The 19,249-nt window shown below is 37.5% G+C and carries 23 protein-coding genes, 2 tRNA genes and 1 pseudogene; 9 read left to right on the top strand and 17 right to left on the bottom strand.

Features of this window, described 5'->3' with window-relative positions; all coding sequences use genetic code 11:
* Nucleotides 1-69: 69 nt before the first annotated feature.
* A pseudogene (locus tag DCS32_RS16200) lies at nt 70-351 on the bottom strand (glycosyltransferase); the annotation flags it as partial.
* Between the two features lie 707 nt (nt 352-1,058).
* Here DCS32_RS16200 and trmB point away from each other — a divergent pair.
* The 7 genes from trmB (at nt 1,059) to DCS32_RS04550 (ending at nt 5,770) form a co-directional block, all read left to right on the top strand.
* Nucleotides 1,059-1,733, top strand: coding sequence for a tRNA (guanosine(46)-N7)-methyltransferase TrmB (gene trmB / locus DCS32_RS04580; RefSeq protein ID WP_013750960.1), 675 nt, complete (start codon nt 1,059-1,061; stop codon nt 1,731-1,733).
* Between the two features lie 9 nt (nt 1,734-1,742).
* Entirely contained in the window at nt 1,743-2,372 is a 630-nt protein-coding gene (locus DCS32_RS04575; RefSeq protein WP_108877193.1) for a LysE family translocator, read from the top strand.
* A complete protein-coding gene (locus DCS32_RS04570; RefSeq protein WP_108877192.1) occupies nt 2,369-2,719 on the top strand; it encodes an MGMT family protein in 351 nt (116 codons plus the stop codon). The genes DCS32_RS04575 and DCS32_RS04570 overlap by 4 nt, the downstream gene beginning before the upstream one ends.
* A 168-nt stretch (nt 2,720-2,887) precedes the next feature.
* Nucleotides 2,888-4,024, top strand: coding sequence for an Mrp/NBP35 family ATP-binding protein (locus DCS32_RS04565; RefSeq protein WP_108877191.1), 1,137 nt, complete (start codon nt 2,888-2,890; stop codon nt 4,022-4,024).
* Between the two features lie 2 nt (nt 4,025-4,026).
* Entirely contained in the window at nt 4,027-4,269 is a 243-nt protein-coding gene (locus DCS32_RS04560; RefSeq protein WP_108877190.1) for a NifU family protein, read from the top strand.
* A 75-nt stretch (nt 4,270-4,344) separates the two neighbouring features.
* Nucleotides 4,345-5,397, top strand: a complete 1,053-nt coding sequence (locus DCS32_RS04555; RefSeq protein ID WP_108877189.1) for an NAD(P)/FAD-dependent oxidoreductase — start codon at nt 4,345-4,347, stop codon at nt 5,395-5,397.
* Between the two features lie 43 nt (nt 5,398-5,440).
* On the top strand, nt 5,441-5,770 hold the full coding sequence (locus tag DCS32_RS04550; RefSeq protein ID WP_108877188.1) for a 2Fe-2S iron-sulfur cluster-binding protein: 330 nt from the start codon (nt 5,441-5,443) through the stop codon (nt 5,768-5,770).
* Nucleotides 5,771-5,813: 43 nt separating this feature from the next.
* Here DCS32_RS04550 and DCS32_RS04545 read toward each other — a convergent pair whose 3' ends face one another.
* Together DCS32_RS04545 and DCS32_RS04540 are read right to left on the bottom strand one after the other, a co-directional pair.
* Entirely contained in the window at nt 5,814-6,710 is an 897-nt protein-coding gene (locus DCS32_RS04545; protein WP_108877187.1) for a metallophosphoesterase family protein, read from the bottom strand.
* A 94-nt stretch (nt 6,711-6,804) separates the two neighbouring features.
* Nucleotides 6,805-6,879: transfer RNA gene (locus DCS32_RS04540), tRNA-Pro, on the bottom strand.
* 137 nt (nt 6,880-7,016) lie between these two features.
* Between DCS32_RS04540 and DCS32_RS04535 the strand changes: the two genes are divergently transcribed.
* The gene (locus DCS32_RS04535; RefSeq protein WP_239057562.1) at nt 7,017-7,463 is read left to right on the top strand and encodes a hypothetical protein; all 447 of its coding nucleotides are present in this window, start codon (nt 7,017-7,019) and stop codon (nt 7,461-7,463) included.
* A gap of 74 nt (nt 7,464-7,537) precedes the next feature.
* Nucleotides 7,538-7,612: transfer RNA gene (locus DCS32_RS04530), tRNA-Pro, on the top strand.
* Between the two features lie 160 nt (nt 7,613-7,772).
* Here DCS32_RS04530 and DCS32_RS04525 read toward each other — a convergent pair.
* The 14 genes from DCS32_RS04525 to DCS32_RS04460 form a co-directional block, all read right to left on the bottom strand.
* Nucleotides 7,773-8,714: a DUF3078 domain-containing protein gene (locus tag DCS32_RS04525; RefSeq protein WP_108877186.1), complete on the bottom strand. Its 942-nt coding sequence runs from the start codon at nt 8,712-8,714 to the stop codon at nt 7,773-7,775.
* Nucleotides 8,715-8,868: 154 nt separating this feature from the next.
* On the bottom strand, nt 8,869-9,825 hold the full coding sequence (locus DCS32_RS04520) for a DUF3078 domain-containing protein (RefSeq protein WP_108877185.1): 957 nt from the start codon (nt 9,823-9,825) through the stop codon (nt 8,869-8,871).
* 65 nt (nt 9,826-9,890) lie between these two features.
* Nucleotides 9,891-10,400 carry a DUF2480 family protein gene (locus tag DCS32_RS04515; protein ID WP_108877184.1) on the bottom strand — a complete coding sequence of 170 codons (510 nt, stop codon included), beginning with the start codon at nt 10,398-10,400 and terminating at the stop codon, nt 9,891-9,893.
* Nucleotides 10,401-10,464: 64 nt separating this feature from the next.
* Nucleotides 10,465-10,782 carry a DUF59 domain-containing protein gene (locus tag DCS32_RS04510; RefSeq protein ID WP_013750977.1) on the bottom strand — a complete coding sequence of 106 codons (318 nt, stop codon included), beginning with the start codon at nt 10,780-10,782 and terminating at the stop codon, nt 10,465-10,467.
* A gap of 87 nt (nt 10,783-10,869) precedes the next feature.
* Nucleotides 10,870-11,295 (bottom strand): SufE family protein, encoded by a 426-nt coding sequence (locus tag DCS32_RS04505; protein ID WP_013750978.1) that lies wholly within the window; start codon nt 11,293-11,295, stop codon nt 10,870-10,872.
* Nucleotides 11,296-11,297: 2 nt separating this feature from the next.
* Entirely contained in the window at nt 11,298-11,726 is a 429-nt protein-coding gene (locus DCS32_RS04500) for an META domain-containing protein (RefSeq protein WP_108877183.1), read from the bottom strand.
* Nucleotides 11,727-11,769: 43 nt separating this feature from the next.
* Nucleotides 11,770-12,246: a GNAT family N-acetyltransferase gene (locus DCS32_RS04495; RefSeq protein ID WP_108877182.1), complete on the bottom strand. Its 477-nt coding sequence runs from the start codon at nt 12,244-12,246 to the stop codon at nt 11,770-11,772.
* Between the two features lie 107 nt (nt 12,247-12,353).
* Nucleotides 12,354-13,568 carry an aminotransferase class V-fold PLP-dependent enzyme gene (locus tag DCS32_RS04490; RefSeq protein ID WP_108877181.1) on the bottom strand — a complete coding sequence of 405 codons (1,215 nt, stop codon included), beginning with the start codon at nt 13,566-13,568 and terminating at the stop codon, nt 12,354-12,356.
* Between the two features lie 124 nt (nt 13,569-13,692).
* The gene (gene sufD / locus DCS32_RS04485; RefSeq protein ID WP_108877180.1) at nt 13,693-15,006 is read right to left on the bottom strand and encodes a Fe-S cluster assembly protein SufD; all 1,314 of its coding nucleotides are present in this window, start codon (nt 15,004-15,006) and stop codon (nt 13,693-13,695) included.
* A gap of 81 nt (nt 15,007-15,087) precedes the next feature.
* Complete coding sequence (gene sufC / locus DCS32_RS04480; RefSeq protein ID WP_108877179.1) at nt 15,088-15,840, bottom strand: Fe-S cluster assembly ATPase SufC; 753 nt, start codon at nt 15,838-15,840, stop codon at nt 15,088-15,090.
* Between the two features lie 23 nt (nt 15,841-15,863).
* Nucleotides 15,864-16,283: a hypothetical protein gene (locus tag DCS32_RS04475; RefSeq protein ID WP_108877178.1), complete on the bottom strand. Its 420-nt coding sequence runs from the start codon at nt 16,281-16,283 to the stop codon at nt 15,864-15,866.
* A 3-nt stretch (nt 16,284-16,286) separates the two neighbouring features.
* Nucleotides 16,287-17,174 carry an N-acyl homoserine lactonase family protein gene (locus DCS32_RS04470; protein WP_108877177.1) on the bottom strand — a complete coding sequence of 296 codons (888 nt, stop codon included), beginning with the start codon at nt 17,172-17,174 and terminating at the stop codon, nt 16,287-16,289.
* Nucleotides 17,175-17,218: 44 nt separating this feature from the next.
* The gene (gene sufB / locus DCS32_RS04465) at nt 17,219-18,664 is read right to left on the bottom strand and encodes a Fe-S cluster assembly protein SufB (RefSeq protein ID WP_108877176.1); all 1,446 of its coding nucleotides are present in this window, start codon (nt 18,662-18,664) and stop codon (nt 17,219-17,221) included.
* A 152-nt stretch (nt 18,665-18,816) separates the two neighbouring features.
* Nucleotides 18,817-19,146: a HesB/IscA family protein gene (locus DCS32_RS04460; RefSeq protein WP_013750987.1), complete on the bottom strand. Its 330-nt coding sequence runs from the start codon at nt 19,144-19,146 to the stop codon at nt 18,817-18,819.
* Nucleotides 19,147-19,249: the final 103 nt, after the last annotated feature.

Here is a 19,249-nt window from a genome sequence, read left to right as displayed (position 1 = left end):
TAATCTTGGTAACTCTTTACTCTTAAAGCTGTCTTGCGTACAGTAGGGAGCAATCTTTTTTGATTTTAATAATTCGGCGAGATATTCTTGTTCAGTTTGACCAGGTGTAGGTATAAAAAACACCTTTTTTCTCATTACAGCAAGGTCCATGATTGTGGTATATCCAGATCGAGCAATCACATATCTACTTTGATTAATCGCTTTTTCTAATGCAGCCGTTGTTAGAAAGTTTACAACCTTGATATTAGCGCCTATTTTATCAATCTCCTCTTCGGTGGAGACCTTTCCTTGCACAATAAGTAGTTTTACGCTGGCTTTCTTAAAAAGTGCGATAATAATGCCTTCAAGCATAGTGCGCTGTGGTTCTGGTCCAGATAGCACAGCGATATAGTCATATATAATTTCTTCTTCAGAAGATTTCATTCTGCTCAAAGGGCCTATATATTTAGTAGGGATAGATAGTTTTTTTTGTGGATGCCCTAAGACGCCACTTAAATTTATATCACCGGCTACATCAGGAACCCAGCATTCATTAAATCTTTGGAGATACATTCTATGTGCGGCAGATGAGAACCAAGTGGTTTTACCACTCAAGACCTGCAGCTGGTGGCTTATAATCACACAGGGCACCTTTTTAGTGTATAGTCCAAGTCTATTGTCAGAAATCACACCATCTATACCTAACTTATAGATAAGTTCCTCAAGGTCTCTATGCTCCTCTTTTATGGTTCTTCTTATGGAAGGGAGATCTGCAATTAATTTTCTTTTAAAATGCGATCCTTTCTCAGAGTACTCAATGTTATATGAAGGTAAAGTGACGGTAGCAAGCTTTGGAAATTCCTTTGTAAGCAGTTTCAACGCTTGGCCATCACTAGCGATTGTTACTTTATAATTATGAAAAGTTAAGGTGCGAATTATAGGGATGCATCGCGTAGCGTGACCCAGTCCCCAGTTGAGGGGTGCAACTAGTATGTGTTTTTTATAATTCACAATGCAAATATCTAACACTTCTAACTACTAAAAGTTTCCTTAATTTTACCAAAACATTAAATATACCTGTGGGAAGTAAAAATAAGCTTAAGCGTTTTAGAGAAAATGAGACTTTTTCAAATGTAGTACAACCTACGAGAGAAGAACTCGTAGATGGTACATTCCCATTAAAGGGTAAATGGAATAAGGACTTTTTTAAGAATGATAACCCTATTGTGGTCGAGCTAGGCTGTGGTAAGGGGGAATATTCTGTGGGTCTTGCACAATCATATCCAGATAAAAACTTTGTAGGTATTGACATCAAAGGTGCCCGTTTTTGGAGAGGAGCAAAAACCGCTATCGAAGATAACTTGACTAACGTAGGTTTTATGCGTACGCAAATTGAGTTGATAGAGCACGCTTTCGCGAAAGCGGAAATAGATGAAATATGGATTACTTTTCCAGATCCTCAAATTAAGTACAAGCGTACAAAACACAGAATGACTAATACGGAGTTTCTCCAAAAGTATAAGCGTGTGCTTAAACCAGATGGGTGTGTAAACTTAAAAACAGACTCTGAGTTTATGCATGGATATACCCTAGGACTACTTCACGGTGAAGGTCACGAGATTTTAGAGGCAAATCATAATGTATACAAGAATGAATATTCTCCTAAGGAAGTGGTAGGTATTCAAACTTTTTACGAAAAACAATATCTAGAACAAGGAAAACCAATTACTTATATTAAATTTAGAGTTAAGTAAACGCTAGCCTTGGAGATAACAAAACTCTTCTTAATCACATTCTTTGCTGCTTTAGCAGGAGTTATCCCTCCTGGTCTAATCAATATGTCGGTTGCAAAAACTTGCGTAGAGCGTGGTCGTAATAATGGATTGCTGGTCGCTATTGGTGCTTCATTTATTGTAATCATACAAGCACTTATTGCGGTATTACTGGCCAAATATATTTTTGGCAATCCATTTGTACAGAACATGTTATTAAGAACAGGACTTGTAATCTTCTTGATTATGGCAGTGTTCTTTTTTATGAAAGCAAAGCGCGGAAAAGTTCCTAAAGTCAAGCTTTCTAAAAACAGAGGACTTAAGAGTCTTGGTAAAGGGATGATGATTTCGGCGCTTAATATTTTACCTATACCATATTTCTGTGCACTAGGAGCTGCATTAAATGTGAGTGGTAAGGTAGAATATGATATTGTTGCTATTGCCTTTTTTGTGCTAGCAGCAGCATTGGGCACCTTTACAGCATTATATTTTTATGTGATATTTTTTGCTAGAATTCAAAATAGGGCAACTACGTTTACAAAGTATTCTAATTATTTTATGGCGTGTCTCATGGTGATACTCATGATCATTACACTGGTAAGAACCATATACTTCGAATGAATTACGCCCCAAAAACCGAAAACTTTTTTACAAAGGTCTATGCTGTCGCAGCCCAGATACCTTATGGCCGTGTAACCAGTTATGGAGCCATCGCAAAGTATCTAGGGGCAGCGAGAAGTAGCCGCATGGTAGGATGGGCAATGAATGGGGCACACACGCATAGTGAAGTTCCTGCCCATAGAGTTGTAAATCGTGTGGGATTACTCACTGGTAAGCATCACTTTCCGCAAACTAACCTCATGCAGCAGCTGCTGGAAAATGAAGGAGTAGAAGTGGTAGATGATAAAATTGTAGCTTTTAAAAAACACTTTTGGGATCCTAGTATGGAGTTGTCTCAAGACTTATGAAACTTGAGGGAGAACCTTTAAAATTCAATGTATTATTTAAGGATTAATTAAACTTGAAATGTCAAATTATTTGAAATTTCAAAGGTTGGAATATACCTCCTTGCGGTTGTATCTTTGCATTTAGAATCAATCTAATTAGAGATTATTCAGAATTGCTTAAACACGACAATGAAACTACAAAAAAACGATATTCTTGAGGCTTTAAAAACCATAACAGCTCCAGGTGCTGGAGAAAATATGGTAGATAGTGGTGCTGTTACAAACGTACTTACATTTGGTGATGAGGTGATAGTAGATATTACTATCAATAACCCAACACTACAAGCACGTAAAAAAACAGAGGTTGATATTATGAAAACCATACACGATAAGGTGTTTGCAAAAGCACAAGTGAAGGTTAATGTAAAAGTCAACGCACCAGCCAAAGATGAAAGTAACGAGATAAAAGGAAAGGATATTCCTGGTATTAAAAATATTGTAGCTATTGCTTCTGGAAAAGGAGGTGTAGGTAAATCTACAGTAACATCAAATATTGCAGTAACACTTGCAAAGATGGGATTCAAAGTAGGAATTCTAGATGCAGATATTTACGGTCCTTCTGTCCCTATTATGTTTGACGTAGCAAACGAGAGACCACTTTCTGTTACTGTAGATGGGAAGTCAAAAATGAAGCCTGTAGAGAGCTACGGAGTAAAAGTACTTTCAATTGGATTTTTTACTAAGCCAGATCAAGCAGTTATCTGGAGAGGACCTATGGCGGCAAAAGCTTTAAATCAAATGATTTTTGATGCTGCTTGGGGAGAACTAGATTTCTTACTGCTAGACCTTCCTCCAGGAACTGGAGATATACACTTGAGTATTATGCAATCACTACCTATCACAGGTGCTGTTGTTGTAAGTACACCACAAAATGTGGCACTTGCAGATGCAAAGAAAGGTGTAGCGATGTTTCAACAAGAGAGTATTAATGTGCCAGTACTTGGTATCGTAGAGAACATGGCTTATTTCACACCAGATGAGTTGCCAGACAATAAATACTACATCTTTGGAAAAGAAGGAGCAAAACACCTTGCCGAAGATTTAGGAGTGCGCTTACTAGGAGAGATACCACTAGTACAAAGTATACGTGAAGCGGGAGATATAGGTCGTCCAGCTGCATTACAAGCAAATACGCCTACAATGCTAGCCTTTGACGAGCTTACTAAAAATGTAGTTGAAGAAACGGTAAGACGTAATAAAAACTTACCTGCAACAGAGGCTATAAAGATTACTACCATGGCAGGTTGTTCTGCTGTAAAGAATTAATTATGACCGGAGCAGAGTTAACCCAGAAAGTAGAAGATGCACTAGAAGAAATTCGTCCATTTTTACAGAGTGATGGTGGAGATATTACCCTTTTAGGTATAGAAAACGATACAATTGTACGTGTTCAATTGCAAGGAGCTTGCGTAGGATGCTCTGTAAATCAAATGACACTTAAAAGTGGTGTGGAGATGACTATTAAAAAATTTGCTCCACAGATAGAAGAAGTTATTAATGTTAAGGCGTAAGATTGATAAAGGTCATTTTCTTAGAAAGAGGATGTGTTTATTTTTGCTTTCGCGAAAGCGTATTAATAAGAATCAATGATTAAAACAGATATACTCATTATAGGTGCTGGTCCTACAGGGCTTTTTACCGTTTTTGAAGCAGGATTATTAAAGTTAAAATGTCATCTTATTGACGCACTTCCTCAACCAGGAGGGCAGTGTTCTGAGATTTATCCTAAGAAGCCTATTTATGATATCCCTGCATTTCCAGAAGTGCTTGCAGGAGATCTTGTAGATAATTTAATGAAGCAAATAGAGCCTTTCCAGCCTGGATTTACATTAGGTGAGCGTGCTCAAACTATAGATAAACAAGAGGATGGCAGCTTTATAGTAACCACAAATAAAGGAACAAAACACCACGCACCTGTAGTTGCAATTGCAGGAGGTTTAGGGAGTTTTGAGCCTCGTAAACCACCTATACCTAATATTGCGAGTTACGAAGATATCGGGGTAGAGTATATTATACGAGATCCTGAGTTGTACCGTGATAAGAAAGTGATTATTGCTGGTGGTGGAGATAGTGCCTTGGATTGGAGTATTTTTCTAGCAGATGTTGCTAGTGAGGTTACACTAGTGCACCGTCGTAATGAATTCCGTGGTGCTCTTGATAGTGTGGAGAAAGTTCAAGAACTCAAAAATCAAGGACGCATTAAATTAATCACTCCTGCAGAGGTAGTTGATGTACTAGGGGATGCGCATGTAAGCGGAGTGACTATTAAGCAAGGTGAAGATACTTTTAATGAGCCTTGTGATCACTTTATACCGCTTTTTGGACTTGCACCAAAATTAGGTCCTATAGGAGACTGGGGACTAGAGATTGAGAAAAATGCTATTAAAGTGGATAATAGTTTAGATTATCAAACGAACATCCCAGGTATTTATGCAATAGGAGATGTAAATACGTATCCTGGTAAATTGAAGTTAATTCTTTGTGGTTTTCACGAAGCGACGTTAATGTGTCAGAGTGCCTACCAGCGCATCTTTCCAGATAAGCGTTATGTAATGAAATATACAACTGTAGGTGGAGTAACAGGCTTTGATGGAACAAAGAAAGAAGCTCCTAAAGCTGTAGTTAAAGCAATAGACTAGCAATAGGTGAATCTTATAAGTATTACAGTATAAATCGCTATCCATGACAGATATTAAAATTACAATCACAGATCGCGATGGCGTAGCTCACGAGATTGATGCTCCTACAGATATGAATATGAACTTAATGGAGGTTGTGCGCTCTTATGAGCTCGCTCCAGAAGGTACCATAGGTATTTGTGGCGGTATGGCAATGTGTGCTTCTTGCCAGTGTTATGTTGAGAGTGATCACGTCTTGCCAGAGATGAGTGATGACGAGCAAGCAATGCTTGCAGAAGCCTTTCATGTAGAAGATAATAGCCGTTTAGGTTGCCAGCTTCATATACATCCTGAAATGGATGGATTACGAGTAACACTTGCGCCAGAAGAGTAGCACTAAAATATCGTATTAGAAATTATACATGGGGATTATAAAACTAGCTAGTTTTATAATCCCTTATTTTTTGAGGCCCTTCTAGTAGCACGCGATTTACATGGAGGTGACCTTCTTCTGTCGTGGTAATATGCCATTTTATAAGAGAGATGGCGCCATTTTCTATTTCTAAACCTGTGATGCTACGCGGGTGAACACAACTACCATCATTAAAAAAAGCAATATCTCCTGGCTCAGGAAAACGAGGTCTATGCGTATGCCCTACAATGGTGAGTAGATTATTATTTTCGGTAATCCACTTTTTAATACGGCGCTCTACTTTTATAAGCTCTTTGTAATTTTTTGCAGGACTCGTAGGATCAGAGATACCAAATATTTGAAGTGGTTTCCATAAGATTCTAACTAGAAATCTATTAAAACGCCACCCGTGATAATTGAGCCAGTCGGCTTGATGACCATGGCATAAAAAGAGTTCTTGAGCGCTTTCCCGATGTTTTAATATCAATGCCTCATGATACTCTAGATTTTTAAATAAAACCTCTTCTCTGCCGTCTTTTGGGTCAAAATAGGTGCTTAAATGTTTTTGAACGTAGTTTTTATCGCGATATACCATATCGTGATTTCCCCAGATGAGGTGAAGTCGATTTTCAAAGTGAAACTTCTGGAGTAACGTATAGACGTTTTTATGAGCACGTAAGATGCTTTCAAAGGAATTGTTTTCCCATAGCTCATCACCATCTCCTAGTTCATAGTAGGTAAACCCTTCCTTGTAATAATGTTTTAAGGCGTGGTAATAGATATTCTCATTGCGCGCAAAATCATCGGCAAAGCTTTTGTCTCCGCGGTGACAGTCAGAAAAGAAAACTAGTTTATCGGCATCAGAAAATGGTATTTCCTTTGCTGCTTTGTAAGCTCTGTCTAAACGCTGTCTTGTATTCACAGGTTAAATATCTTAAAAAAGACTGAGATTAATAGGGTTGAGAGGAGTACGCTTTCGCGAAAGCGTAAAATAAACACTACGTATCTACTTAAAGTCGGGTAGAGAGGATTCGAACCTCCGATCTCTGGTCCCCCAGACCAGCACTTTAACCGGACTAAGCTACTACCCGTTTTTATGTGCGTAAATATAATAAAGCGTAATCATTAGGGAAATAGCGGGGTTCAAAAAAACGCTCAACGCATATCTTATTAATTTTTTCGTACCTTAAAGTGTTGAAAAATAAATTATTAACTAAACCCAAATATTATGAAAACACTAATGATGCTTTGCTTTTATGTGATGGGTGCTACACTTTTAACAAGTGATGGATTGAATACCGATGAACCTGCGATGGTCTTAGAAGGCGTGTGGGAATTAGAAAACCAGCAGATGTATGAAAATGGGATGCTCTCAGAAATGTTGCCCAATGAGAATGGCTATAGGCAGGTTAAGATGTATAGCAAAGGGAAGGTGATGTGGACGCGTAACGATCCTTCAGATAGTAATGAGTGGTTTGGGTATGGGACATATAAGGTGACAGATGGTTTTCTAGTAGAGCGGTTGGAATACGCTTCTGGGCCTATGATGAATATAGTAGATACGACTCAAATTTTTAGATTTGAGCTAGTGATGGGAGTAAATAGCTACCAGCAAATACAGCTAGACGAAGATGGAAATAGAACAGAAGGCGAGAGTTATATAAGAATAGAGTAAATTTTAAAATAATTGGTCAATAAAGTTTGTGATTATATAATAGATTTTATTATATTTGCACCCCGTTAAATACTCGGGGTATAGCGTAGCCCGGTTATCGCGCCTCGTTTGGGACGAGGAGGTCGCAAGTTCGAATCTTGCTACCCCGACAAAAACCAGCCTTTTAGGCTGGTTTTTTCATTTTAAAAGGTTTTGGGTATTCCTAATCTTTTATATTATGAAGTTGCTACAAAGCAAAAATGCGAGCCTGTGCAGGCTCGCATTTTTATTATGTATCACTAGCCTTTAAGCTAGTAGTATTGCAATTACTTAGAATGCATACGTAAGTCCAAGAAGGTAGTATGATTGTATCTTGTTATCTACAGCGCTATCACCTACTTCAAAAGGAATAGCCGTTGGATCTTCAGCAAGTAAATTGTTATTTGCGAAGTTTACTGCCTCTTGTCTGTTTCCTCTTAAACCAAATTCAAAACCAACACCGATTTGGTTCCATAGCTTATAGCTAAAAGAGTTAATCCATGTAAAGTTTGATAAGTCGCTAGACTCATAGCTTTGGAAAGCAGATAAGTTAGACTTGAATGCAATTTTACCAATCTGACGCGTATAATCTGCAACAATTTTTGCCCCTAAAGAAGATTCAAAAACAGAATCACCACTACTAAATACAAAATTATAGTTAAGTGGGTGTACCACAACAATAAGATTAGGAATAGGAGTCCATGTAGCACCAACACCTAGATCTAAGTAACCTGGATCGTTAAAGTTGTTTAGTAATGTAGTTCTGTATTCACCTAATGCAGATACAGCAATCTTGTCAGTTAGTTTGTAACCGTATAAAGAAGACACATTAAAAACATCTGTAGCTTCTTGAAAGCCTTCTTCTTCCTCACCTTCTTCATCAAATTTTACCCATCCTAAGTTTACGCTAAGGCTGTTTCTCCAGAAGTATTTTTCTTCTAGTTTATTTGCAAAAGCATTACCAGTAATACCTATGTTACCTGAAGATACGTTAGGTGCACCTTGAGAATACCAATCATTAAATTTCGAGAAATTTCCTCCTATAGTTCCAAATGCTCCGTATTTCCATCCTGGAAGGGCATCGATTTGTGCTTGTAAACTATTTACTTCTCCTTGAAGTTTTGCGATTTCTGCTTTCTTAGGAGCTTGTTGCGCTTTTAATTCTTCTTCTGTTTGTGCTTGCGCGCTGATTGTGAGGAGTATAGCTGCTCCTAAAACAATAAGTCTTTTCATAATAATTATTAGTTAAGATTTGTAGCGCAAAGATATAATTAAATAAAAACTGCGCTGTTCAATCTCATGTAAATTAATGGTATTATCTTTTTATCGATTAAATGTGACATTAATCGTTAGCTAGTTAACATAGTTTTGTAAAGTGTTGTGCTATCTAAGATTTCCACTCAAGAAAAGCGTACTTAAGGCCTACTCCAAGTACTTCTCGCACTTGTAAGCCGCTTACTGCATTTTCATCATAAATGAGTTGCAGTGCGAGATTAGTAGTGACATACTTATTTACTTGCATGGCAACATTCAGCGTGTAATCTAGATCGACATTTTTCACTTTCTCTAGATAATCTGCATACAGGTTTAAGGTGTTTTCAAAAACCACATTTTCAAAAAGCTCTTCTTTATAATAGACACTTAATGATGATCCTAATTCAAAACGGGTATTTTCATTTGCAGCTACACCAAAGAATGGTTCATATGCTGCTACAGCCACAGGATCGTTTTCATCTACTCTAGTAAATTTAGAGTGTACAAAAATAAGTCTAGACGTAGCAGGTGCTAGGTTTACTGTAAAGTCATTACTTTTTTTCCAGAGTATACCTGGTCCTGCCTGGATATAGGCTGGAGAAAAGGCGTCTGTTATTTCTCTTCTATCTTGTACAGTGGTGATAATCTCTCCATCATCATCAAGAATGTTACGGTCAAAAAATTCATAACCAGGCGCCATTTGCGTTCTAAAGTTAAAAACTCCAGAGTAGTACCAGTTGGACTTATTGATTCTACTACCTACAAGGCTGTTAAGTTCCAGCCTGTCTGTAGTTTTACGTGCAAATTTTTGATCTTTTGCTGCGGCAAGTCCTAGTATTGATGTGAGCTTTGTGTCCCATGTAAGCTTGTTGCGTTTGTAATTTAGATCCCAGTTTATATTAAAATTTCCTGCGATGTTAGAAGTACCTCCACCTTGCCATTCTTTGTTAAAGGCACTTTGGCTAAAAAGTAATTCTGCAAGTCCTTTGCTTTTCCATCCATCAGGAAGAGAATCTTTTTTCTTAGTCTTAGTTTGGGCGACTAGAATGCTGCTTGTGGCTAGTAGCAATAAAAAAAGATATGTTCTCATAGGGACTTGCTTAAAAATTAAGGAAGTAAATATACACAGGGAGTGTGTGGATGTCAAGGTAATTTTTAAGCGCGCTTTTTAAAGAGAGGTACAGTAGAGCAAGCTTCTCCAAACATAATACTGCGTGCCACAGGTTGTAGTTTTTCTATAAGCAGTAAGTATGCGTTAGGAGGCACTGGTTTATTAGAGCATCCCTTTATTATCAAAGGAGCACCTTGATAAGGTGTCGTGTCAAGATTTGCAATAGCTGCGATGTATAGAATAGTTTCTAGAAGCTCTAGAGATCCTACGATGGTCTTTTGTGCAATATCTTGTAATTGGGTAGAAACAAGCATATATGCCCATGCTGGAACAATAGCATCTGTGCTGCAATGTAGCGCTACAAATGAGCCTGAATATTGCTGCCAATCGTGATTTTTTATGCTTTCGCGAAACTGAGTTTCACGTAAAATAAAACCTTGGTCTAGCCATTCAGAAATGTCTAGTGTTTCTCTCTTTCCTTTGGGATATAAATCTTCCAAATCAAAAGTGATGAGTTTACTTCCGGCAACTCTATTTATGATTTCTTCTGCCATAATAATGTAATTAAAAAGTGATGATGCGTTTTAATCTATACATCTAAAACGCATCACAATACTATTATAACATTCCTAATTCTAGTTTTGCTTCTTCACTCATAAGGTCTTGTGTCCATGGTGGGTCAAATGTGATTTCTACTTCACAATCTTTTACTTCTTTGAGAGATTTTACTTTCTCTTCCACCTCAAGTGGTAATGTTTCGGCTACTGGGCAATTAGGGGTGGTAAGTGTCATAAGGATTTTTGTATCCATGTCTTCGTTTACAAAAACATCATAAATCAATCCTAACTCATAAATATCTACAGGAATTTCTGGATCGTAAATGGTTTTTAGTACTCGTACAATCTTATCTCCTAACTCTTCTGTGTTTACTTCCATATGTGTTGTGGTACTGCAATGCAGTCTCTTTTATTTAGTTAATAATGGTGAATTGCATCACATTTTCGCGCAAGCGTAATTTGTAATCTAATTCAGTTGGGTTTGATAAGCTACAGCATATAGCTTTATCTGCTTGATCATGCTCACAAGTCCATTTGCACGGGTAGGAGAGAGGTGATCTTTAAGTCCTATCTCATCTATAAACGAAGTGTCTGCATCTATAATTGCTTGTGGCGGCTGTCCAGAAAAAGCACGTATAAGTATCGCTATGATTCCTTTTGTAATAATCGCATCACTATCTGCAGTAAAGGCAATCTCGCCGTCTGTCATATCTGCGTGTACCCAAACCTTGCTCTGGCAACCTTTTATAATATAGTCATCAGTTTTGAACTGATTATCAATCATAGGAAGTGATTTCCCTAAGTCTATCATATACTCGTAACGTTGCATCCAGTCTTCAAACATGCTGAATTCATCAACGATTTCATCTTGTATTTCTTTTATGCTTGCCATAATTATAGTGCTGTTGATGTTGCTTTAAAAAGTACTTGATCTTTATTATATAAAGTAAGTGTTCCGTTTTTGAGAGTGTATCTATTTACCTTGATTAGATTTTTAAATACTTTTTTCTCTAAGTCCATAGCCTCTGCAGGACATGCTTTCTTAGTAGATAACGGATCTGTAATATCTAATTTATCCTTCGTAAGCGTAAATTCTGCATTATAGGAGTTACATCCAGAAAAACCAGTTATTCTTCTTTTTTGACTTTCTATATTAAAAGTGATTCCTTGTTTTGTAATAGGAGTATCCTCTATACTCGTAAGTGTGTAGTATCCAGAAAATCTAGGAGCTTTTACATCAGGTTCACTTTCCTTTTTTTCGGTAGCACAGCTATTTAAAAAGAGGCCTATTGCTAAAGCAATTATGTAATATGTGTGTTTCATAGTAAAAGAGTATTTGCAAAGATAGTGCCCAGAAGATTAACTGTCATTCTGTCGAGCCTAGCATTTTATGCATAAACCACATGGGACGATGCTCGTCATGTAATAATGGGAAATCTAGTCTTTGTTTTTCTGTCTTTTGAAATCCTAGTTTCTTGTAAAAGCGCTGTGCTTGCATATGTGTATCCATAGCGTCAAGCCAGATGAGACTGTGTTTTTGCGCTATTGCGACTTCTTGTGCATAATCCATCAAGGCGTTACCTACGCCTTTACCTTGAACAGAAGGGTCTAGGTAAATACGATGTATTTTAAAGCCTTTTTCAGACGCTAGCGGAGGGTAAAGACAATCTGATATAAGTTTCAAAATGCCTACTAAATCATCATTATAATGCACAAAGTAGTACATGCTATTTACATCACTAAGCTCTTGTTTTAAGTTTTCCTTACTATAAATCTGATTGAGATACCATGAGCCTTCATCTTTCCAAAAATGGGAATATGCAGATGGATACACCCTTTTCATCAAATTATATAATAGCTCTTGATCAACTAGGGTGACGGGCGATAATGTGATATGTGAATTTACCTGTATCAATATAACAATGTCTGAAAACGATGTTCTGCTAGATATTACGAGAGCATGGTGACCGCTCGTTTTAATCCAGTTACAAAGGTGTCTATTTCTTCCTTGGTATTATAAAATGAAAAAGAAGCGCGCACGGTTCCTGGTATTTTATAATACTCCATAATAGGCTGTGCACAATGATGACCTGTACGTACAGCAATACCTAGTTTATCAAGTATAGTCCCTATGTCATAAGGATGAATATTGCCCACATTAAATGAAATAACGGCCGTTTTGTGTGCAGAAGTGCCATAAATTTTGAGACCTTCTATTTCTAGTAATTTCTCTGTTCCGTATTGTAATAGCTCATCTTCATAGCTAGCGATATTATCAAAACCTATAGCATTCATATAATCAAGACCTGCAGCCGTTGCAATTCCTCCACAAATATTAGGCGTTCCTGCTTCAAATTTGTGAGGTAAACCAGCATAAGTGGTTTTTTCAAAACTTACTTGATCTATCATCTCGCCACCACCTTGATAAGGAGGTAATTTAGTAAGCCATTCTTCTTTTCCGTAGAGAATTCCCACTCCAGTAGGACCGCAAATTTTATGAGCAGAACATACGTAGAAGTCGGCGTCTAGTGCTTGTACATCTGGTTTGATGTGTGGCGTAGCTTGTGCGCCATCAATAAGTACGGCAGCGCCTACTTTATGAGCTTCGTCAATGATATGCTTGATAGGATTTATCGTTCCTAAGGCATTAGATACATGGTTTACAAAAACTAACTTTAAATTAGGAGATAACGCTTTCGCGAAAGCGTCCATGTCCAGTTCACCACTTTCTGTCTGAGGTATTACTTTAAGGATAGCTCCAGTTTTCTCACAAAGCATTTGCCACGGTACAATATTACTGTGATGCTCTAGCGCCGAAACTAAAATCTCTTCACCTTCTTTGAGTATGGAGGCAAAACCATGTGCCACAAGATTAATAGCATGTGTGGTTCCTGCAGTGAGAATAATCTCGTAAGGCTTTGCTGCGTTAAAATGCTTTTGAATTGTAATACGAGCCTCCTCATAAGCATCTGTTGCTTCTTGAGAAAGTGAGTGTACGCCGCGATGGATATTTGCATTATAGTTTGAGTAGTAGTCTACAATAGCATCTATCACCACTTGTGGTGTTTGTGAAGTGGCGGCATTATCAAAATAAATAAGCGGATTTCCATTTACTTCTCGTTTGAGAATAGGGAAATCTTTGCGTATTTTATTAACGTCTAGCATAGCATTTTTCTTTGTTACAAAGATACAAACTGGACTACTTCTAGACTACTCCAGCGCGTATTGTGTTTAAAATGAAAAAGCCGTTACTAGAGAGTAACGGCTTTAAATGTATAGATCTAATTACCTACTGCTCGAAGCCGATGTTTACACCGATTTTCTTAGCAATAAGTTTTGTGATTCTTTCCTTTAGTTGAGGAATTTTTACACTTGATAATACTGTGTTTGCAAAGGCATACATCAATAACGCGCGTCCTTCTTTTTCTCCAATCCCACGAGATTGTAGATAGAAAAGTGCACTCTCATCTAGTTGGCCGATAGTACAGCCGTGAGAACAGCGTACGTCATCTGCAAAAATCTCTAATTGAGGCTTTGAGTTGATAGTTGCAGTGTCATCTAATAAAATATTATTATTAGATTGATAAGCATTTGTTTTTTGAGCTTCTTTCTCAACAACTACTTTCCCATTAAATACTCCTACAGATTTGTCTGCAAAAATACCTTTGTAATCCTGGTGGCTCTCGCAGTTAGGAGTAATGTGGTGTACTAGTGTGTTGTGATCTACGTGCTGCTTCCCTTCTATAATCGTAATTCCCTTAAGGATAGAGTCCATGTACTCTCCTTTTTGGTAAAAATTCAGGTTGTTACGAGTAATATTTCCACCTAGAGAAAAAGTATGTACAGAAACGATACTTTCTTTGTGCTGCTCTATCTCTGTAGTATCTACAAGGGAAGCACTTAGGTTGTCGTTCTGAATCTTATAGTAATCTACAAGCGCTCTTTTATCTGCAAAGATTTCTGTTACAACATTAGTAAGCACTTTCTTGTCTGTAAGACTCTGGTGGCGCTCTATAATTTGTACTTCAGAATTTTCTTCGGCAACAATAAGGTTACGTGGTTGTAACATCATAGCATCATTTGCTCCTGTAGCAAAGTGTACAATCTGGATGGGCTTTTGTGCTACTTTTCCTTTTGGGATGTAGATGTAAGCACCATCTTTTGCAAATGCAGTATTAAGAGAATCCATAGACTCTCCCTTTACTATTTTATTAAAGTAAACATCTATAACTTGCTTGTACTTTGGTTTTGATAGTGCTGCACCCATGGTGCATACATCAATACCATCATGCGTAGTTTCTGAAAGAAATGAGCTATACACCCCATCTACAAAAACGATTTTATAAGTATCTACATCATTAAGAAAATACTGCTTAACATCTTTAAAGTCTAGTGCAGCTTCTTTATTAGGGAAGATGTTATAATCTTCCTTAAGAATGCTGTTAAGAGATGTGTACTTCCAGTTTTCTAATTTCTTTGTAGGAAACCCTTCTGCTTCAAAAGTCTTGATGGCCTCATTACGAATGTCGTATATAGGAGAGTCTGCATCAATACTTTCTTGAAGTACGATATGATTACTTACTAATTTATCTTTTAAACTCATCTTTTCTAAGTTATGAATCTAGACAGTCAAGTATAAGGGATATTTTTATTGGGAATATCTCTTATGAGTTGTCTAAACGTATTACGCTCCCACTTCTTCTTTTAACCAGTCGTATCCTTTTTCTTCAAGTTCAAGAGCAAGCTCTTTTCCTCCAGAACGTACAATTTTACCATTCATAAGAACGTGTACAAAATCAGGAACGATGTATTCTAGAAGACGCTGGTAGTGAGTGATCACTAGTACTGCGTTATCTTTACTCTTTAGTTTATTTACACCATTTGCAACAATGCGCAGTGCGTCAATGTCAAGACCAGAATCTGTCTCATCAAGAATGGCAAGTTTAGGCTCTAGCATTGCCATTTGGAAAATCTCATTACGCTTCTTCTCTCCTCCGGAGAATCCTACGTTTAATGATCTAGAAAGAAACTTACGATCCATCTCAAGAAGTTCTGCCTTCTCTTTAATCTTTTTAAGCATGTCGCTAGCTGGCATATTTTCTAAGCCTTTTGCTTTGCGAGTCTCGTTTATGGCAGTCTTGATAAAGTTAGTTACAGAAACTCCAGGGATCTCTACAGGATATTGAAAAGATAAGAAAACACCTTCGTGTGCTCTTTCTTCTGGATCCATTTCTAGTATAGATGCTCCTTCAAGTTCGATGTCTCCACCGCTTACTTCATACTCTTCTTTTCCTGCTATAACAGAAGCGAGTGTACTTTTTCCAGAACCGTTTGGTCCCATGATAGCGTGCACTTCGCCAGCTTTTATCTCAAGATTAATACCTTTAAGGATATCTTTCTCTTCAATTCGTGCGTGTAAATCTTTAACTGATAACATAATTCTACGTTCTTATTGTGCGATTATTTACCGCTTTCTACTTTAATGGAACCGCCCTCTGTCTTGAGTTTGTCTCCTGCTTCTAATTTAATTGAAGTGTCAGCCGTTGGTGCTTTAACTTCTACTATTTCTTTAATGGTTATTATGTAATCCCAGCCTTCTTCATTAGTGGGCTTAGGATTAATAATTCCCTTTATAATAACTGGCACCATATCATATTCATCACGTTGTAGTGGTTTGACTATGGTTGCTAGTTCGTGCATCTTATCATCTAGAGCTACACCATAAATAAAGGAATCTCCTTTAATGATAGCAGCATCTACTAGATATATAAACTCACCTTCAATAACCTCATATGAGGTAGAAGACGAGTCTTCGGTAGATTTCTGATTACATGATACAAGTACGAGACTTGCTATTAATAAAAAGAGAATCTTCTTCATAACTTAATTAAGTGTCGCTGGTGTTTGTGCAAAGTTTCCTGCATCATGCTGGATAATTACTTTTGCATTTTCCGCTTTCGCGAAAGCTTCAAAGTCCTTTATACTTTCCTCCGTTGCTGGGATATCGTAGTTAAACTGAGGTACAATCGCATCCTTGCGGTTTTGCTCAAAATGATAGATATCTCCAGATAATAGCGTTGGTCCATTATCCTTTAAACGTAAGAACAATACTTGGTGTCCTGGTGTGTGTCCTGGCATAGATTTTATTACCACCGTGCCATCTCCAAAAACATCCTTCTCTCCATTCAGTTTTTCTACGTTTGTAAGCTTGTTAAAGCTATCTGGCGCATAAAACGAATTTCCTTTGATATCTTCTCCATGTGCAAAATCATATTCTGATTCTTGAACTAACCACGTAGCTTTTGCAAAATGATTTGCAGCACCTGTGTGATCAAAATGAATGTGAGAAAACGCAATCATATCGATATCCTCAGGAGTCATCCCGATACCTTTAAGTTGGGTTGTTATAGAGTCTTTGCGAGTAATGGTAAAAGCACCTCCTTCTGGAGTATATGGTTCTTGACCTACTAGCATTTCAGGTAAACCGGTATCCCATAAAAGAGTTCCTTTAGGGTGCTTGATTACAAAAAATGCATCTGCAAGCTCCTTTGATTCTCCTTTGTACGTGTCGCCTTGTGCAAATAAGTTTAAGTTATTTGCCATTACAGTACCACCGTCTAGTTTATATAAAGTTACCTTTGGTGATTTATTTATAGCAGCTGTTTCTCTACGATCTTCTGCTTTTTGCTTTCCATCTTCATATCCTTTCTTGAATTCTTCACAAGAGATTGTAGTGATGGCAAGAGCGGCAATTAATAATATATTTTTCATTGTTGTGATAATCTTGGTTTACAGTTTAATTGTATTGATAAATACTATCCTACAGATCCTTCTAGACTAATCTCAAGTAATTTTTGAGCTTCTACAGCAAACTCCATAGGGAGTTTGTTAAGTACCTCTTTTGAGAATCCGTTTACAATTAAAGCAATTGCCTTTTCTGTATCAATACCGCGCTGGTTGCAGTAAAAGATTTGGTCTTCACCTATCTTACTAGTAGTTGCTTCGTGCTCTACTTGAGCAGTTTTATTTTTAGTCTCAATGTATGGGAAAGTGTGTGCTCCACACTCGTTACCCATTAATAATGAATCACACTGGGAGAAGTTACGAGCGTTTGTCGCTCCTGCGTTAATCTTTACAAGACCTCTATATGAGTTCTGAGATTTTCCTGCAGAGATACCTTTTGATATGATTGTACTCTTGGTGTTTTTTCCAAGGTGGATCATCTTAGTACCTGTGTCTGCCTGCTGGTGATTGTTTGTCACGGCGATAGAGTAAAACTCACCTATAGAGTTATCACCTTTAAGAATACAAGAAGGGTATTTCCATGTTACTGCAGATCCTGTTTCTACTTGTGTCCATGAGATTTTTGCATTCTTCTCGCAAAGACCACGCTTTGTTACAAAGTTGTAAACCCCACCTTTTCCTTCTGCATTACCAGGGTACCAGTTTTGTACGGTACTATATTTAATCTCTGCATCATCCATTGCGATCAGTTCTACAACGGCAGCATGCAGTTGATTCTCATCACGACTAGGAGCAGTACAACCTTCAAGGTAACTTACATAACTACCTTCGTCTGCTACAAGTAATGTTCTTTCAAACTGTCCAGTTCCTCCTTGATTAATACGGAAGTAAGTAGAAAGTTCCATCGGACATTTTACACCTTTAGGAATATAACAGAAAGAGCCATCAGAAAATACTGCGCTGTTTAATGCTGCATAGTAATTGTCTTTTACAGGAACGATAGTTCCTAAGTGCTTACGTACTAATTCTGGGTGCTCTTTTATAGCCTCAGAGATACTCATGAAAATAATTCCCTTCTCTGCAAGCGTCTTTTTAAAGGTAGTTGCTACAGAAACAGAATCTACCACGATATCCATCGCGACGTTGTTCATTTTCTTTTGCTCATCTACAGAGATTCCTAATTTCTTATACATAGCGAGTAGATCTGGATCTACGTCATCTAGTGTTTTATTAGGGTCTACAGCTACGGGAGCAGAGTAATAAGCGATTGCTTGAAAATCTGGCTTCTCGTAATTTACGTTTGCCCAGTCTGGCTCTTCCATAGATAGCCAAACCTTGTATGCCTCAAGTCTCCACTCAGTCATCCATTGCGGCTCATCCTTTTTCTTAGAAATAGCTCGTATAATGTCTTCATTTAAACCTACAGGAAATGTTTCAGACTCAATGTCTGTAAAAAAACCATATTCGTATTCTTTGGTTTTTAGTTCTTCCCTTAAATCATCTTCAGTATATGCCATGTTTCTTTTTTCAATGTGTGATAGAAAAGTATTCCTGCCCTAAGGTTGACTTTTCGTGGTATGCTAGTTTTCTTGTCCTAGGGTGTCATCAAGAAAACTGTAATATGTTTTAAATTGGTTACGCTTTCGCGAAAGCGTAACCAATTAAGTTATTATAGAGAAAAGCTTTCTCCGCATCCACAGGTGCGCTGTGCATTTGGATTGTTAAAAACAAATCCTTTTCCATTAAGTCCGCCACTATATTCTAATGTGGTACCTATTAAATAAAGGAAGCTCTTCTTGTCTACGATTAGCTTTACATCATTATCTTCAAAAACTTTGTCATCTTCTTGATGCGTTTTGTCAAAATGAAGATCGTATGATAAACCACTGCAACCACCACTTTTTACGCCTACGCGCACATAGTCTGTAGTTACATCAAAACCGTCTTCCTGCATGAGGCTTGCGATTTTAGTTTTTGCTTGTGAATCTACTTTAATCATATCGTTATAAATAGTTTGCAAATATAAGGTTTAGGTCTCGTTTTTACACGAATCCTAACATATAACTAATGCATAGTGTGATAGGGATTTCTTATAGGTGATT

Origin of the sequence: Dokdonia sp. Dokd-P16, from assembly GCF_003095655.1 — a bacterium.
GTDB lineage: Bacteria > Bacteroidota > Bacteroidia > Flavobacteriales > Flavobacteriaceae > Dokdonia.
Note: the sequence above shows the minus strand (reverse complement) of the source record. Positions and strands in the feature narration are given on the sequence as shown.

What these genes read in the sequence shown, in the direction of transcription:
- DCS32_RS04570 (WP_108877192.1), top strand. Translation starts at nt 2,369, where the DNA reads ATGAATTACGCCCCAAAAACCGAAAACTTTTTTACAAAGGTCTATGCT.
- DCS32_RS04565 (WP_108877191.1), top strand. Translation starts at nt 2,888, where the DNA reads ATGAAACTACAAAAAAACGATATTCTTGAGGCTTTAAAAACCATAACA.
- DCS32_RS04560 (WP_108877190.1), top strand. Translation starts at nt 4,027, where the DNA reads ATGACCGGAGCAGAGTTAACCCAGAAAGTAGAAGATGCACTAGAAGAA.
- DCS32_RS04555 (WP_108877189.1), top strand. Translation starts at nt 4,345, where the DNA reads ATGATTAAAACAGATATACTCATTATAGGTGCTGGTCCTACAGGGCTT.
- DCS32_RS04550 (WP_108877188.1), top strand. Translation starts at nt 5,441, where the DNA reads ATGACAGATATTAAAATTACAATCACAGATCGCGATGGCGTAGCTCAC.
- DCS32_RS04535 (WP_239057562.1), top strand. Translation starts at nt 7,017, where the DNA reads ATGAAAACACTAATGATGCTTTGCTTTTATGTGATGGGTGCTACACTT.
- DCS32_RS04525 (WP_108877186.1), bottom strand. Translation starts at nt 8,714, where the DNA reads ATGAAAAGACTTATTGTTTTAGGAGCAGCTATACTCCTCACAATCAGC.
- DCS32_RS04520 (WP_108877185.1), bottom strand. Translation starts at nt 9,825, where the DNA reads ATGAGAACATATCTTTTTTTATTGCTACTAGCCACAAGCAGCATTCTA.
- DCS32_RS04515 (WP_108877184.1), bottom strand. Translation starts at nt 10,400, where the DNA reads ATGGCAGAAGAAATCATAAATAGAGTTGCCGGAAGTAAACTCATCACT.
- DCS32_RS04510 (WP_013750977.1), bottom strand. Translation starts at nt 10,782, where the DNA reads ATGGAAGTAAACACAGAAGAGTTAGGAGATAAGATTGTACGAGTACTA.
- DCS32_RS04505 (WP_013750978.1), bottom strand. Translation starts at nt 11,295, where the DNA reads ATGGCAAGCATAAAAGAAATACAAGATGAAATCGTTGATGAATTCAGC.
- DCS32_RS04500 (WP_108877183.1), bottom strand. Translation starts at nt 11,726, where the DNA reads ATGAAACACACATATTACATAATTGCTTTAGCAATAGGCCTCTTTTTA.
- DCS32_RS04495 (WP_108877182.1), bottom strand. Translation starts at nt 12,246, where the DNA reads ATGAAAAGGGTGTATCCATCTGCATATTCCCATTTTTGGAAAGATGAA.
- DCS32_RS04490 (WP_108877181.1), bottom strand. Translation starts at nt 13,568, where the DNA reads ATGCTAGACGTTAATAAAATACGCAAAGATTTCCCTATTCTCAAACGA.
- sufD (WP_108877180.1), bottom strand. Translation starts at nt 15,006, where the DNA reads ATGAGTTTAAAAGATAAATTAGTAAGTAATCATATCGTACTTCAAGAA.
- sufC (WP_108877179.1), bottom strand. Translation starts at nt 15,840, where the DNA reads ATGTTATCAGTTAAAGATTTACACGCACGAATTGAAGAGAAAGATATC.
- DCS32_RS04475 (WP_108877178.1), bottom strand. Translation starts at nt 16,283, where the DNA reads ATGAAGAAGATTCTCTTTTTATTAATAGCAAGTCTCGTACTTGTATCA.
- DCS32_RS04470 (WP_108877177.1), bottom strand. Translation starts at nt 17,174, where the DNA reads ATGAAAAATATATTATTAATTGCCGCTCTTGCCATCACTACAATCTCT.
- sufB (WP_108877176.1), bottom strand. Translation starts at nt 18,664, where the DNA reads ATGGCATATACTGAAGATGATTTAAGGGAAGAACTAAAAACCAAAGAA.
- DCS32_RS04460 (WP_013750987.1), bottom strand. Translation starts at nt 19,146, where the DNA reads ATGATTAAAGTAGATTCACAAGCAAAAACTAAAATCGCAAGCCTCATG.